The sequence below is a fragment of the Bifidobacterium tissieri genome, from assembly GCF_002259645.1.
Classification (GTDB): domain Bacteria; phylum Actinomycetota; class Actinomycetes; order Actinomycetales; family Bifidobacteriaceae; genus Galliscardovia; species Galliscardovia tissieri.
In genome coordinates this window covers 47820-61131 of record NZ_MWWV01000019.1, presented here as the reverse complement: position 1 = coordinate 61131, position 13312 = coordinate 47820, and the positions used below count along the sequence as shown (strand labels likewise).

The following is a 13312-nucleotide window of genomic DNA, read 5'->3' as shown; positions in this document are numbered from 1 at the left end:
GAACATCACGAACAACACTAATCGGCGTTCCGTGAATTATCCATTGGCAAACGTGAGAAAGATTACAGAAGCCACGCTTGAAAAAAGACGAGACCCGTCACACAAGAATGCGCGACGGGCCTCGATTCATCGATCGGATTACCGGTACGAGTTGACCAGTATGCGTCGATCGTGTCGATCAGTGCGTGGCCTGATGATCAAGCGCGGCCTTGACCAGTCCGGCGAACAGCGGGTGCGGCTTGGTCGGGCGGGACTTGAACTCCGGATGGGCCTGAGTGGCGATGTAGAACGGGTGCACATCCTGCGGCAGCTCGACGAACTCGGTGAGCTCACCGTCCGGGCTCTGACCGGAGATACGCAGACCAGCCTCACGCAGACGATCCTTGTAGGCCACGTTCACCTCGTAACGATGACGGTGACGCTCCGTGACGTGGGTGGTGCCGTACAGCTGGGCGGCGAGGGAACCCTCCTCCAGCTCGGCCGGGTAGGAACCCAGTCGCATGGTGTGACCCATGTCGCCCTTGCCGGCGACGATGTCCTTCTGCTCCTCCATCGTGGCGATGACCGGGTTCTCGCACTCGGGCTCGAACTCAGTGGAGTTCGCGTCCTCGAGTCCAAGGACGTGACGGGCGTACTCGATGACCATGGACTGCAGGCCAAGGCACAGGCCCAGAGCGGGGAGACGGTTCTCACGGGCGTACTTGAGCGCGCCGATCTTACCGTCGATGCCACGGATGCCGAAACCGCCGGGAATCACGATGCCGTCGACGTCGGCCAGGGCCTTGGCTGCCCCCTCTTCGGTCTCGCAATCATCGGCGGCGACCCATTCGACGTTCACCTTAGCCCAGTTGGCGAAACCGCCGGCCTTGATGGCCTCGGTGACGGACAGGTAGGCGTCGGGCAGATCGATGTACTTACCGACGATGGCGATGTTGACCTCGTGCTTGGGGTGGTGCACACGGTCGAGCAGGTCGGACCATTCGGCCCAGTTGACGTCGTGGAACGGCAGACCGAGCTCACGGACCACGTAGGCGTCAAGACCTTCATTGAACAGCGTCTTCGGCACGTCGTAGATGCTCGGAGCGTCCACGCAGTTGACCACGCCTTCCTCGTCCACGTCGCACATCAGGGAGATCTTGTCCTTGATGCTCTGGTTGAGAGGACGGTCGGAGCGCAGCACCAGCGCGTCGGGGGCGATGCCGAGCTGGCGCAGCATCATCACGGAATGCTGGGTGGGCTTGGTCTTCAGCTCATGGGCGGCGGCGATGTACGGCACGAGGGAGACGTGCACGAACATGCAGTTGTCGGAACCGATGTCGCGACGGACCTCGCGGGCGGCCTCAAGGAACGGCTGGGATTCGATGTCACCGACGGTGCCGCCGATCTCGGTGATGATCACATCGACGTCATCGGACGCCTGGGCACGCATACGGGACTTGATCTCGTTGGTGATATGAGGAATGACCTGGACACACTGGCCGAGGTATTCGCCGGCGCGTTCCTTGCGCAGCACCTCCTGATACACCTGACCGGTGGTGACGTTGGCCTTCTGGGAGAGGAACACGTCGAGGAAACGCTCGTAGTGACCGATGTCGAGATCCGTCTCGGCACCGTCTTCGGTCACGTAGACCTCGCCGTGCTGGAACGGGTTCATGGTACCCGGATCAACGTTGATGTAGGGGTCGAGCTTCTGCTGCAGGACGTGGATGCCACGGCTGCGAAGAAGACGGCCAAGGGACGAAGCCGTAAGTCCCTTGCCGAGCGAGGACACAACTCCGCCGGTGACGAAAATGTGCTTGGTGATGTGCTCTTGCGCGATGCCATGTTTTCTTCTAACCATGGAATTTCACTTTATCATCGGCACATGACGCGGCGTGTTCCATCTTGTATAAACCGTTCGGATGCATACCCGCAGAAACTCATGCTGCTGGAGTGCCGGTAATGCCGGTTTCTGTAGCATGCAACAGCCTGCCAGACATCCTACTCAGTGACGACCTCCGCGGTCTTGTCGGCGGTGGAGCCGACGCCCCAGTAGTCCATGATCTTCTGGAAGGTGCCGTCGTCCATGAGCTTCTGCAAAGCCTTCTGCATGGCCTCACGGGTCTGGGCGTCGCCCTTCTTCACGGCGGCACCGACCTTGACGGTGTCACGCACGGGCTCAAGCTGTTCAAGAGCACCATCGGACTTCTTGATGGCGTATCCGGTCGCGTCGGTGCCGGTGTAGAAGGATTCGGCCTTGCCGGTCATCACCGAGGTGGTCACGTCGGTCTGCTGCTTGAACGACAGAACATCAACCGCATCCTTGCCATCGGCCTTGCACTGATCGGACGATGCGTTGACTTCCGTTTCCTGAGTGCTGCCGGTTTGCACGGCGATCTTCCTGCCGCACAGATTATTGGGATCAATGTTCTGCGGGTTGCCCTTCTTCACCACGAACGCGGTGCCGACGGTCTGATAGGTCACGAAATCCACGGACTTGACGCGGTCGGGACTGGGAATGAACGATGAAATGCCGACATCGTATTTGGAGCCGATGGAGGGGATGATGGAGTCGAACACGGCCGTGGTCGGCTCTGTCTCCAATCCGAAGATGTTGCCCAACGCCTTGGCCATATCGACTTCATAGCCGATCGGCGTCTTGCCGTCGGTGCTGATGAATTCGGCGGGAGCATACGAGGTGTCCATACCGACGACGAACTTGCCGTCACTGGTCACCGATTCGGGAAGCAACGCGGCGATGGCGTCATCCTTCTTCACCCCACTGACGTCGTAGCCGTCGGTGGGATTGCCGCTGAGGCTGTGATCCCCGCTATCGCTTGCAGTGGAGTCGGTCGCATCGGATGTGCCGCAGGCCGAAAACGACAATGTAGTAGCGAGCACCACGACGGCCGCCGCGACTCGGGTAATGGATTTCATGGACATGCTCTTCCCTCTTTTCGCCCGTGGGGGTCTTCCACTTTGGGTCTTCCGGACAACAGCGATGACAACAACATGCTGTCGCGGAGGATTTCACCATGCCCGATGGTATCCAGTTTGGCTGGTACTATGCCTTCCCATCCAAATATTGGTCAAGACGTACCAGACCTAGCACGTACATAAGAAACGCCGCCCTGAGGTTGCGGATGGATACCCATTCGTCGACGCCGTGCGCGGCACCGGTTCCCGGCGCAATGCATGCCGGCGGTTCGAACACCAGTCCTTCGGACGCCGGCACGCTGTCGGCATGGAATTCAGGACCGAAGTTCAAGGCGCGCGGAACGAAACGGGCATGGGTACCACCGCCCATGGCAACCGGCTTCGCGCGTTCGGCGGTGCTGGTCACATCGTTATAGGTGTCGGTCAACAGCCGCACCCGAGGGTCGTCGGCGGAAACATAATACGGGTCATCGTTCACCACGGCGACAAGTCGACCGCCGATCATCGCCGCTCTGGCGCTGATGGCATCGAGAATCTCATCCTTCGTCTGGCCGACCGCGTAACGAATGTCAAGATGCATCACGATGGCGTTGCCGTCGTTATCCGGTGTATCGTCGTCCGTCGTATTGCCATTCGACACCGAGACGATCTCATTGTCGGCAATGGCCTGGGGATCGAATTCATGACGAGGCATGATGATGCCGACGTTAACGGTGGTCGGGCCGCTTTCCTCATTGTCGTGATCAATGCCAAGCGCGGCACCATATGGGTCCGCTGCCCATCGGGCTATGCTCGCCGCCGCCGTGGCGTCGCGCCCGGAAAGCAGTCCGGCGTCATCGAGGCGTGAGGCGAGCAGCGCGATGGCGTTGATGGTGCCGTCCGGCTTGGACGCATGACCGGAGATACCATGTGCCTCGACGGTGACGCCCGACGACGTTCCGCGAACATGAATACGCCGGTACGCATCCCCTCCGTCCCCGGTGTCGGCACCGTCACTGTTCGCAGCTGCGAGCGCCTGTCGCGCGTCATCGATGTCGATGCCATGCAACTCCACGGATGCGACCGCAGGAATGGTGTTGGTCGAGGATCCAGAGTGCCAGTCCGCAAGCTGTTCGCCTACCGGGATGGCGATGTCGATGTCAAGCAGTCCTTTTTGGATATTGTTGACGGGGAACGGACCGTCGGTGACGATGGACTGGTATGGCGCTCCCCCGTTACGCACGAACCATTTGATGTCGTTCAACGCTGGCTCCTCGGAGCCGCCGAACAGCATACGGACCCGATGGTGGAACCGTTGACCCTGTTCTGCGAAGAACCTCAGCAGCCAATAGGTGATCAGGGCGACGCCTTTGTCGTCAAGCGCGCCGCGGGCGATGATGATATCGCCGTCGTTTTCGATGCGTGGCTTGAACGGGTCGTGCGTCCACCCCGGTCCTGCGGGTACGACGTCAAGATGGCTGATGAAGGCGATGTCATCCGTGGCCTGTCCGTCGTCTGTGGTCTGTTCGTCCGAAGCGGTCTGCGGGTATGCGACTTCGATGACGTGCCCGTCGTAGTCATGCGTTGGAAATTCGTCACATCTGGCCTTGTCGAGCATGTGGTCGAAGACGCGGCGCACTTCATGACCGTATGGTTCGCCTGGTTTTGGTGATGGATCGGATTCGTCGGAAACCGACGGGTAGCGCAATAGTTCGCAAAGCTCTTCAATGAAGCGTCCACGGTTGTCGTCGAACCAGTGCGATGCCGAGGCGATGAGTTGGCGTTCGGCAGCAGTGAGTGACATCTGGCGTCCTTTACCTATACGTGACAAATCAGGCCCCGTCACGCGATGAAGCGGACGGGGCCTGCGAAATGCGGTCAGCCGTTGACGATGTGCGCCACGGCCTCGAGGGCGAGCTTGTATCCGAAGAAGCCCATGCCGGTGATGGTTCCGGTGGCGACTGGGCTGATCACGGAACGCTTGCGGAATTCGTCGCGCGCGGACGGATTGGAGATGTGCACCTCCATGAGCGGCAAACCTGCGTCGCCCACCATGTGCGCGGCGTCGGAAAGCGCATACGAGTAGTGGGTGAACGCGGCGGGGTTCATCACCACCGGGGTCTTCTCGTCGGCTGCCTGATGCATCCAGTGGACCATCTCCGCCTCGTCGTCGGTCTGACGCACTTCCACGTCAAGTCCGAGTTCCCCGCCCCATTCGGTGCACAGACGCCGAAGTTCCTCAAGATCCTGTCGTCCGTACACATCCGGCTGGCGCACGCCGAGACGGCCGAGATTCGGCCCGTTGACAACGATGACCTTGGTCATGATGCTCTCCTTTGCTTCGTTATCTGCTTACTGCTGGACGCGACGGAACGCCTCTTCCACGACGTCTGCCGGCGGATTGTCGAGGTGAACGACATGACCGGGGCGGTCGAGTACCACGAAGCGCAGCATGTTGCCACGGGCCTTCTTGTCACGATGCATCAGCGCCAGCACGTCTTCGAATTCACCGCCGTTCCACGAGATCGGCAGGCCGAGCGAGGACAGCAACGAGCGATGGTAGTCCACCAGATCCTGATCGATGTAGCCGAGCAGGTGGGCCAGTTCGGCCGCGTACACCATGCCGACGGCCACGGCGTTGCCATGACGCCAGCGGAAGTGCTCGAGTTTCTCGATCGCGTGCCCCATGGTGTGTCCGTAGTTGAGGAACTCCCGCAGGCCCTTCTCCTTGAGATCGGAGGAGACGTGGTATGCCTTCACCCTCACCGTGCGTTCGATGAGTTCGGCGATCACATGCTCGAGATCGTCGGATATGTTCTCAGGATCGAAGGTACGCAGGGCGTCGGCGTTCTTTTCGAGGATTCGCAGGATCTCGGTGTCCATGATGAAGCCGGACTTGGCGACCTCGCCCAGTCCTTCGACGAAGATGTCGTTCGGCAGGGTGGCGAGCGTGGTCAGATCGGCAAGCACACCGGCCGGCGTGTAGAACGATCCGACCAGATTCTTGCCGGCATCGGTGTTGATGCCGGTTTTGCCACCGGTGGAGGCGTCCACCATGGCCAGCAGCGACGTCGGGCAATTCACGTAGCGGATGCCGCGCATCCAGGTGGCGGCGACGAATCCGGCCAGATCGGTGGCTGCGCCTCCGCCGAGCCCCACCACGGCGTCGGATCGGGTGAATCCTTCTTCGCCCAGACGCTTCCAGATGCCGTTGGCCACCTCGATGGTCTTGCCGGCCTCGGCATCGGGAATGGTGATGTCGGACACCTCGTATCCGGCGCGGCGCAGCAGCGTGCGCGCCCGGTCGGAATGACGTTGAACGGGGGTGGTGTGGATCAGCGCGATCCGCACCGGCTTGTCGCCCAGCACCTCGGCGAGATGGCCTGCCACGTGTGCGCCGATGCGCACATCGTACGGATCAGTACCCGTGACATGCACCACGCGTTCGTTTGCTGAATCCGCAATGTTCTGTGCAGCCTGCATGGGAGTCTTTCCTTTCGTGTGCACGATGCAATTCGTCAGCCGTTCGAATACGGGACGACGTTGGGAATACAGCCGGCGCCACTTCTTCGCAGCACCGTCGGCAAGCAACGGGCGGTTCCCGGAACGGGACGCGCGAGCGATGGCCTCGTTCGGATCCGCATCAAGATAGGCGACGGTGCCGCCCTGAGCGATATACGATTCGAGGGCGTCATAGACGCGGTCGGTCATCGGAGCGCCTCCGCCGAGCGACAGCACGCCATCGAAATCGTGGAGGTAATCGAGGATCACCTCCGCTTCGATCTGGCGGAACTCCTGTTCACCGCGCGTCTCGAAGATCTGCGGGATCTTGACGCCTTCCCGGGCTTCGATCTCCACATCGGAGTCTATGAATTCCACATCAAGCAGATCGGCCACATCCTGCCCGATGCGGGTCTTGCCCGCACCCGGCATGCCGATAAGCACGGCCTTGGGGATCAATGTCATAACAGCGGACTCCCCTAGCGCATATGCTCGGGCCAGGATGCCAGGTACGCCTCGGCGTTGCGGCGAATCTCCGACACCGAATCACCACCGAACTTCTCCAGCACGAAGCGGGCGAGCGTCAGACGAACCATGGCTTCGGCCACCACGGATGCCGCGGGAACCGCCGTGGTGTCAGAACGCTGGTTGATGGCCTGTGCGGCCTCGCCCGTCAGCACGTCCACCGTACGCAGCGCACGCGGAATCGACGGAATGGGCTTCATGGCCGCGCGCACGCGAATCGGCTGACCGTTCGACATGCCACCCTCGATGCCGCCGGCCCTGTTGGACAGACGGGTGATACGGCCATGCTCATCGGTCACGATCTCATCATGGGCCTGGGAGCCGGGACGGACGGCCTCGAGGAAGCCATCGCCGATCTCCACGCCCTTGATCGCCTGAATGCCCATGACGGCACCGGCGAGCGCGGCATCGAGACGACGATCGGATTCCACGTAGGTTCCCAGTCCGGCGGGTACGCCGTATGCCAGTACCTCGATCACGCCGCCGACGGTGTCGCCGCTCTTCTTGATCTCATCGATGCGGGCCTTCATGCGGGCCTCGCCGTCCTTGTCGAGGGTACGGACGGGGGAAGCGTCAAGCGCAGCCACATCGTCGGGAGTGGGCAGCGGCGCGTTCTCGTCGACGCCGGCCCCTCCGATGGAGATGACATGGGAGACGGTGCGAATGCCGAGCGTCTGCTCAAGGAACTTCGCGGCGACCGCGCCGAGAGCCACTCGGGACGCCGTCTCGCGAGCGCTGGAGCGTTCCAGCACGGGGCGAGCGTCATCGAAACCGTACTTGCGCATACCGGTGAGATCGGCATGACCAGGACGGGGACGGCTCAGCGGAGCGTTGCGCCCTTCACGCGGAATGTCATGATCAAGCGGATCGGCGCTCATGACCTCAGTCCACTTGGGCCATTCGGTGTTGGCGATCTCGATGGCGATCGGCGAGCCGAGCGTGGAGCCGTGGCGCACGCCGGTGAGCATACGGACCTTGTCCTCTTCGAACTTCATACGGGCTCCACGACCGTATCCCAGACGTCGGCGGGCCAACGCGTCCTTGATGTCCTGGGATGTGACGGCCACGCCGGACGGCAATCCCTCGATCATGGCCACCAACGCCTCGCCATGTGATTCCCCAGCCGTCTGCCAGCGCAACATCTCCCGCTCCTTTGTCCACGTGTATTTCCAACCGAACGTTTGTCGTTCAGCCTCGGTATATCTTACGAGTAATGACGTACCTTTTCATTCCTACAGCAGTGGCCGGATTTGTGGTGACGTGTACCGATATACGGACACGCCGGGTGCCGCGTGCTGTGATCGTGGGAGGTTCGGCGGCGCAGCTGCTCTGTCTGGTCGTCTGGTGCGTGCTTTACGGACAGTGGCCGTCGCTGGCCATGAGCGTCGTGCTGGGACTGGGTTCCGCATTGGTTCAGTTGGGTCTGGCGATGGTTCGTCCCGGCACGCTGGGGTTCGGTGATGTGACCTGCACGCTGATGATGGGGTTTGCCGTCGGCTGGTTCGGTCTGACGGCGGTGCTGTTATGGTGGATGCTTATGGGACTGATTGGTCTGATCATGCTGGGCCTATGCAAAGGCCGGGGCGGGGATTCGATTCCCTTCGCCCCGGCCATTGTCCTGGCAGCCGTGATCGTGGTCCTGCTGAGTCTGTTCTGAGGATCACGATTCGGCTAGTTATTAGCCTCCCAGTCTTCGTATTCCTTGGAGAATTGCTGGAACTCGTTCTCGTCGGCGGTGAACTTCGTTTCGCCGGTGTCGAGGTTGACCGTCACGAAGTACAGCCAATCGCCGTCCTCGGGATGCATCGCCGCCTTGATGGCGTTGTCGCCGGGCTGGTTGATGGGTGTCGGCGGCAGCCCCTTCTGCACACGGGAGTTATAGGGGTTGCTGGTGTCGGACAGCATCGTCTTGGTCAGGGCGCGGGGTTCGACGTTGTTGCCATAGGCGATCACCGAATCCATGCCGAGGGGCATGTCCTTGGCAAGTCGGTTCTCCACGACGCGGGTGACCTTGCCGTAGTAGTCGGACTTGTTGACTTCGCCTTCGGCGATGGACGCGATCTTGAGGATGCGTTCACGATCGTCGCCGGTGGGTACGCCAAGACTGTCGAGCTTGGCGATGCGCTTGTCGACCATCGTCTTCATGATGTCCGCGGCCGACTTCGATTCCTTGACGTTGTAGTTTCCGGGTTCCAGCCATCCTTCGAAGCTGCCGCCGGCCTCCGCGGGAAGGATGCCTTCGCCCTTGCCCTCGACGATGGCTTGGAATTCTGACCGGTCGATACCGGACAGGTCCGCGGCCTGATCAAGTACCGTGCTGAGTCGCTCACCGGGATTGACCACCAGGAATCCCTTGGCGTTATTGGAATCGGTGAGGATCTTCACTACCGCGTCGGACTTCATACGGTACTGCAGTTGGAACACGCCTGGCTGCAGATGGTTTTCGAGTCCGGCATTCTTGACCGCCTGCTGGAATGCGGCACTGGATTTGACAATGCCCGCCTTCTCGAGATTGTCACCGATCTGCACACTGTTCTGACCGGTCTCCACGGTGAATTCGACATCACCCGATCCCGGCCCCGGATAGTCCGCGGCCTCAGAACGAGTGATCTGCAGGGCGTCACGGGCGCCGCCGATCTTGGAGAAGACCAGCCATCCGCATACGAGCAGCAACAAAACGAACACCACAGCGATGATGACTTTGACCTGCCGGGCCCGCTGCTGTTTGCGCCGATACTGCTGCATCTCCTTGCGGGAACGAGGAGGTCGCGGAGGAACGGATGCGTCGGGCTCCGACTTACCGTCCTCACCGACCCATTCGGCCTGCTCAGCGAAAAAGTCCTGCATATCGTCGTCGGCCATCAAACCTCCATAACCGCTGTTCCGGCGCGTTCTCGCGCGTTCCTGTCCAAAGCCTCCTGCAACAGCACCACGGCTGACTGCTGATCTATACTCGGCCGGTGCTCACGCGTACTCAGTCCAGCTTCACGAAGCTGACGATGCGCATCAACCGTCGTCAACCGCTCATCCAGCAATTCTACCGTGACGGCAATGCCTTCCTCCGCGATGCGCCGCTCCAACGCGCCGGCCCATCGCCGTGCCTTCTTGGCGCTTTTCCCTTCCGCGCCGTTCAATTGCAAAGGGTGCCCTACCACTACGTGGGTGATGTCCTCATCCTCGATCACATCGAGCACATCATCGAGCACATGAAAATAGTCGTTTCCCCATACCTGCACATTGCCGATGGGGTGCGCAAAGGTAAGCTCTGGGTCGGACTTCGCGAGTCCGACCCGAGCATTACCGAGATCCACGCCTAACCAACATGACATGGAATGTTCCGTCCCGTTCAGTGCTGCAGCACCTGGGCCTTCAGGGACGAGAGGGCCTCGTCGATCTTGCCGGCATCCTGGCCACCGCCCTGGGCGAAGTCGGGCTTGCCGCCACCGCCACCGCCAAGGGTCTTGGATGCGGTGCGAACAAGATCGCCGGCCTTGATGCCAGCGCCGCGGGCCGCCTCATTGGTGGCCACGATGATCACGGGGTTGCCGTTCTCGCCCTCGCCGGCAAGCGCCACCACGAGCGGCTTGGATTCGCCGAAGCGACCGCGGATATCCATGACGGACTTGCGCAGGGCGTCGACGGATCCGAAGTGACCGACGTTCTTCACGGCCACGGCCACATCGTCGGCGGAATCCTTGGCGGTTTCGAGGATCTGCGGCACCTGAGCGGCGAGATTGCTCTCGTACATGGCCGCCAGACGTCGATCGGATTCCTTGAGCTTGGCCAGCAGGGCATTGACGCGATCGGCCAGCTCGTCCGGACGGGCGTTGAGCTTGTCGGACAGCTGGGACACCAGCGCGTGCTCGCGGGCGTGGAAGTCGTAGGCTCCCTGACCAACCACGGCGTCGACACGGCGGACGCCGGTGCCAACGGAGGCCTCGGACATGATGGACACGGCACCGATCTTGCCGACATGGTCAACGTGGGTGCCGCCGCACAGCTCACGGCTCCAGCCATCCTCGCCGATGGAGACGACGCGCACGATGTCGCCGTACTTCTCGCCGAACAGGTGCATGGCACCGAGGGCGATGGCGTCGTCGAACTTCATCTCCTGCGTGGTCACGGCAAGGTTGTCGCGCAGACGATCGTTCACACGGGCCTCAACCGCGTTCATCACGTCCTTGCTCGGCGCCTTGCCCCACTGGAAGTCGAAGCGCAGACGGTTCGGGGCATCCTCGGAGCCACGCTGGGTGGCCTGCGGGCCGAGCTCCTCGCGCAGCGCCTTGTGCACCATGTGCGTGGCGGTGTGGGAGCGGGCGATGGCGCCACGACGATCCTGATCGATGGTGGCGGTGACCTTGGCGCCGCGAACCAGCGTGCCTTCGGTCAGACGGCACTGATGCACGGTCAGTCCCTTGATCGGGTGCTGCACGTCGTCCACCTCGAGCACGGCACCGTCGTCGGTGAGGATCTCGCCCTGATCGGCGAGCTGACCGCCGGCCTCCGCGTAGAACGGGGTGCGATCGAGGATGACCTCGATGGTGGCGGGAGCGCTGACGGCCGCCACGGAGCCCTTGCCCTCCTGAATGATGCCCAGCACGTTGGAACGGCTGGAGAACTCGGTGTAGCCGAGGAATTCGAGCGGGGCCTCAAGCGTCTTCTTGAAGTCGTCGTACACGGACAGGTCCACATTGTGACGCTTCTTGAGCGCGTCGGCACGGGCACGGGACTTCTGCTCGTTCATGAGCTCACGGAACTTGGCCTCGTCCACCTTCACACCCTGTTCGGCGGCCATCTCGAGCGTCAGCTCGATCGGGAAACCGTAGGTGTCATGCAGGGTGAAGGCGTCCTTGCCGGACACCACAGGATCGGAGCCTTCGGACTTGGCCTTCTTGACCGCCACGTCGAGAATGGACGTGCCGTTGTCGAGCGTACGGCGGAACGCGTCCTCCTCGGCGTATGCGGATTCGGAGACCTCGTGGAACGTGGTCTCAAGTTCCGGGTAGCTGGGGGCCATGGCGTTCTTGGAGACCGGCAGCAGGTGCGGCATGACCTCCTCGGTGACGCCCAGCATACGCATGGAGCGCACGGTGCGGCGCAGCAGACGACGCAGCACGTAGCCACGGCCGACGTTGCTCGGACGCACGCCGTCGCTCATGATCATCAGCGCGGAACGCACATGATCGGCCACCACACGGAAGCGCACATCGGCATCGGCATTCTCGCCGTACTTCAGACCGGAGAGACGTTCGGCCTCCTCGATGACCGGGTAGACCTCGTCGGTCTCGTAGATGTTCTCCTTGCCCTGCATGAGGTAGGCAAGACGCTCGAGACCGGCACCGGTATCGATGTTCTTGTTCTCAAGCTCGCCCACGATGTGCAGGTCGGTCTTGGACTTGACGTTGTCGACCTCGTAGTTCTCGAACACGAGGTCCCAGATCTCGATGAAGCGGGTCTCATCGGCGGCGGGGCCACCGTCCTTGCCATACTGGGGACCACGATCGACGTAGATCTCGGAGCAGGGGCCACCGGGGCCGGGACCACCGGTGGTCCAGAAGTTGTCCTCCATGCCGAAGATCTGCATGTGCTCGGGATCGAAGCCTTCGTTCTTCCAGATGGAGCGGGCTTCCTCGTCGTCGGTGTACGTGGTGACCCACAGCTTCTCCGGGTCGAAGCCATAGCCGCCTTCGCTCTGCGGGGTGGTCAGCAGCTCCCAGGCGAAATGGATGGCCTCCTCCTTGAAGTAGTCGCCGAAGGAGAAGTTGCCGAGCATCTGGAAGAACGTGCCGTGACGGGTGGTCTTACCGACCTCGTCGATGTCAAGCGTACGCACGCACTTCTGGTTGCTGGCCATACGCTTGCGGGGCGGTGTCTGCTCGCCGAGCAGATAGGGGATGAACGGCACCATGCCGGCGATGGTGAACAGCGTGGTCGGGTTCGGCGAGATCAGGGATGCCGAAGGGACGACCAGATGGTCATGCTTCGAGAAGTAATCCAGATATCGCTTGGCGATTTCCGATGTGCGCATGGACGTGCGACTCCTTTAATTGATTGGCTTGCGAGCGCGGCGATCGGCCCGCGAAAAATTACTGGTCATGACTCGCGGAGAACCATCCGCGATGATTGCATGATGGGTTATCGGGTTAGCGGGCGCTGCGCTCGATGAACTCGCGGTTGAGCTGCTCCTCACGGGCACGACGATGCTGCTGGAAGTCGTCGAACAGGGCCTGCACCGTCTGCAGGGTGATGGGAGGCTGCTCCTCGTCGGGGCCGAACACGAACTGTCTGGCAGGCTCCGGCGTGTGGGCCTTCACATAGGCCTGAGCCTTGGTCACGGCCATCACGCCGATGCCCACGCCGAGCGAAATCCAGAAGATGCGTTTGAACATTC

At 61.6% G+C, this 13312-nt stretch carries 11 protein-coding genes; 1 reads left to right on the top strand and 10 read right to left on the bottom strand.

The window, feature by feature from the left end:
* Positions 1 to 178 precede the first annotated feature (178 nt).
* The 6 genes from BTIS_RS10595 to aroC all read right to left on the bottom strand — a co-directional run bounded on the left by BTIS_RS10595 (position 179) and on the right by aroC (position 8063).
* The gene (locus tag BTIS_RS10595) at positions 179 to 1840 is read right to left on the bottom strand and encodes a CTP synthase (protein WP_094665280.1); all 1662 of its coding nucleotides are present in this window, start codon (positions 1838 to 1840) and stop codon (positions 179 to 181) included.
* Between the two features lie 140 nt (positions 1841 to 1980).
* Positions 1981 to 2922, bottom strand: a complete 942-nt coding sequence (locus tag BTIS_RS10590; protein WP_094665278.1) for an ABC transporter substrate-binding protein — start codon at positions 2920 to 2922, stop codon at positions 1981 to 1983.
* A 121-nt stretch (positions 2923 to 3043) separates the two neighbouring features.
* Entirely contained in the window at positions 3044 to 4699 is a 1656-nt protein-coding gene (locus BTIS_RS10585) for a M20/M25/M40 family metallo-hydrolase (RefSeq protein ID WP_094665276.1), read from the bottom strand.
* 74 nt (positions 4700 to 4773) lie between these two features.
* Positions 4774 to 5220 (bottom strand): type II 3-dehydroquinate dehydratase, encoded by a 447-nt coding sequence (gene aroQ / locus BTIS_RS10580; RefSeq protein ID WP_094665274.1) that lies wholly within the window; start codon positions 5218 to 5220, stop codon positions 4774 to 4776.
* A gap of 27 nt (positions 5221 to 5247) precedes the next feature.
* Positions 5248 to 6861 carry a bifunctional shikimate kinase/3-dehydroquinate synthase gene (locus BTIS_RS10575; protein ID WP_094665272.1) on the bottom strand — a complete coding sequence of 538 codons (1614 nt, stop codon included), beginning with the start codon at positions 6859 to 6861 and terminating at the stop codon, positions 5248 to 5250.
* Positions 6862 to 6875: 14 nt separating this feature from the next.
* A complete protein-coding gene (gene aroC, locus BTIS_RS10570) occupies positions 6876 to 8063 on the bottom strand; it encodes a chorismate synthase (RefSeq protein ID WP_094665270.1) in 1188 nt (395 codons plus the stop codon).
* 71 nt (positions 8064 to 8134) lie between these two features.
* Between aroC and BTIS_RS10565 the strand changes: the two genes are divergently transcribed.
* Positions 8135 to 8578 carry a prepilin peptidase gene (locus BTIS_RS10565; RefSeq protein ID WP_094665268.1) on the top strand — a complete coding sequence of 148 codons (444 nt, stop codon included), beginning with the start codon at positions 8135 to 8137 and terminating at the stop codon, positions 8576 to 8578.
* A 14-nt stretch (positions 8579 to 8592) separates the two neighbouring features.
* On the opposite strand, the gene mltG is transcribed toward BTIS_RS10565, so the two are convergent.
* The 4 genes from mltG to BTIS_RS10545 all read right to left on the bottom strand — a co-directional run bounded on the left by mltG (position 8593) and on the right by BTIS_RS10545 (position 13310).
* On the bottom strand, positions 8593 to 9783 hold the full coding sequence (mltG, locus tag BTIS_RS10560) for an endolytic transglycosylase MltG (RefSeq protein WP_094665266.1): 1191 nt from the start codon (positions 9781 to 9783) through the stop codon (positions 8593 to 8595).
* On the bottom strand, positions 9783 to 10250 hold the full coding sequence (gene ruvX, locus BTIS_RS10555; protein ID WP_094665264.1) for a Holliday junction resolvase RuvX: 468 nt from the start codon (positions 10248 to 10250) through the stop codon (positions 9783 to 9785). Before ruvX ends, mltG begins: the two co-directional genes overlap by 1 nt.
* Positions 10251 to 10267: 17 nt before the next feature.
* Positions 10268 to 12949, bottom strand: a complete 2682-nt coding sequence (gene alaS, locus BTIS_RS10550; protein ID WP_094665262.1) for an alanine--tRNA ligase — start codon at positions 12947 to 12949, stop codon at positions 10268 to 10270.
* Between the two features lie 115 nt (positions 12950 to 13064).
* A complete protein-coding gene (locus BTIS_RS10545) occupies positions 13065 to 13310 on the bottom strand; it encodes a hypothetical protein (RefSeq protein ID WP_094665260.1) in 246 nt (81 codons plus the stop codon).
* Positions 13311 to 13312 lie beyond the last annotated feature (2 nt).

Coding starts and splice junctions, on each gene's coding strand:
- BTIS_RS10595 (WP_094665280.1), bottom strand. CDS start 1,840: ATGGTTAGAAGAAAACATGGCATCGCGCAAGAGCACATCACCAAGCAC.
- BTIS_RS10590 (WP_094665278.1), bottom strand. CDS start 2,922: ATGTCCATGAAATCCATTACCCGAGTCGCGGCGGCCGTCGTGGTGCTC.
- BTIS_RS10585 (WP_094665276.1), bottom strand. CDS start 4,699: ATGTCACTCACTGCTGCCGAACGCCAACTCATCGCCTCGGCATCGCAC.
- aroQ (WP_094665274.1), bottom strand. CDS start 5,220: ATGACCAAGGTCATCGTTGTCAACGGGCCGAATCTCGGCCGTCTCGGC.
- BTIS_RS10575 (WP_094665272.1), bottom strand. CDS start 6,861: ATGACATTGATCCCCAAGGCCGTGCTTATCGGCATGCCGGGTGCGGGC.
- aroC (WP_094665270.1), bottom strand. CDS start 8,063: ATGTTGCGCTGGCAGACGGCTGGGGAATCACATGGCGAGGCGTTGGTG.
- BTIS_RS10565 (WP_094665268.1), top strand. CDS start 8,135: ATGACGTACCTTTTCATTCCTACAGCAGTGGCCGGATTTGTGGTGACG.
- mltG (WP_094665266.1), bottom strand. CDS start 9,783: ATGGCCGACGACGATATGCAGGACTTTTTCGCTGAGCAGGCCGAATGG.
- ruvX (WP_094665264.1), bottom strand. CDS start 10,250: ATGTCATGTTGGTTAGGCGTGGATCTCGGTAATGCTCGGGTCGGACTC.
- alaS (WP_094665262.1), bottom strand. CDS start 12,949: ATGCGCACATCGGAAATCGCCAAGCGATATCTGGATTACTTCTCGAAG.
- BTIS_RS10545 (WP_094665260.1), bottom strand. CDS start 13,310: ATGTTCAAACGCATCTTCTGGATTTCGCTCGGCGTGGGCATCGGCGTG.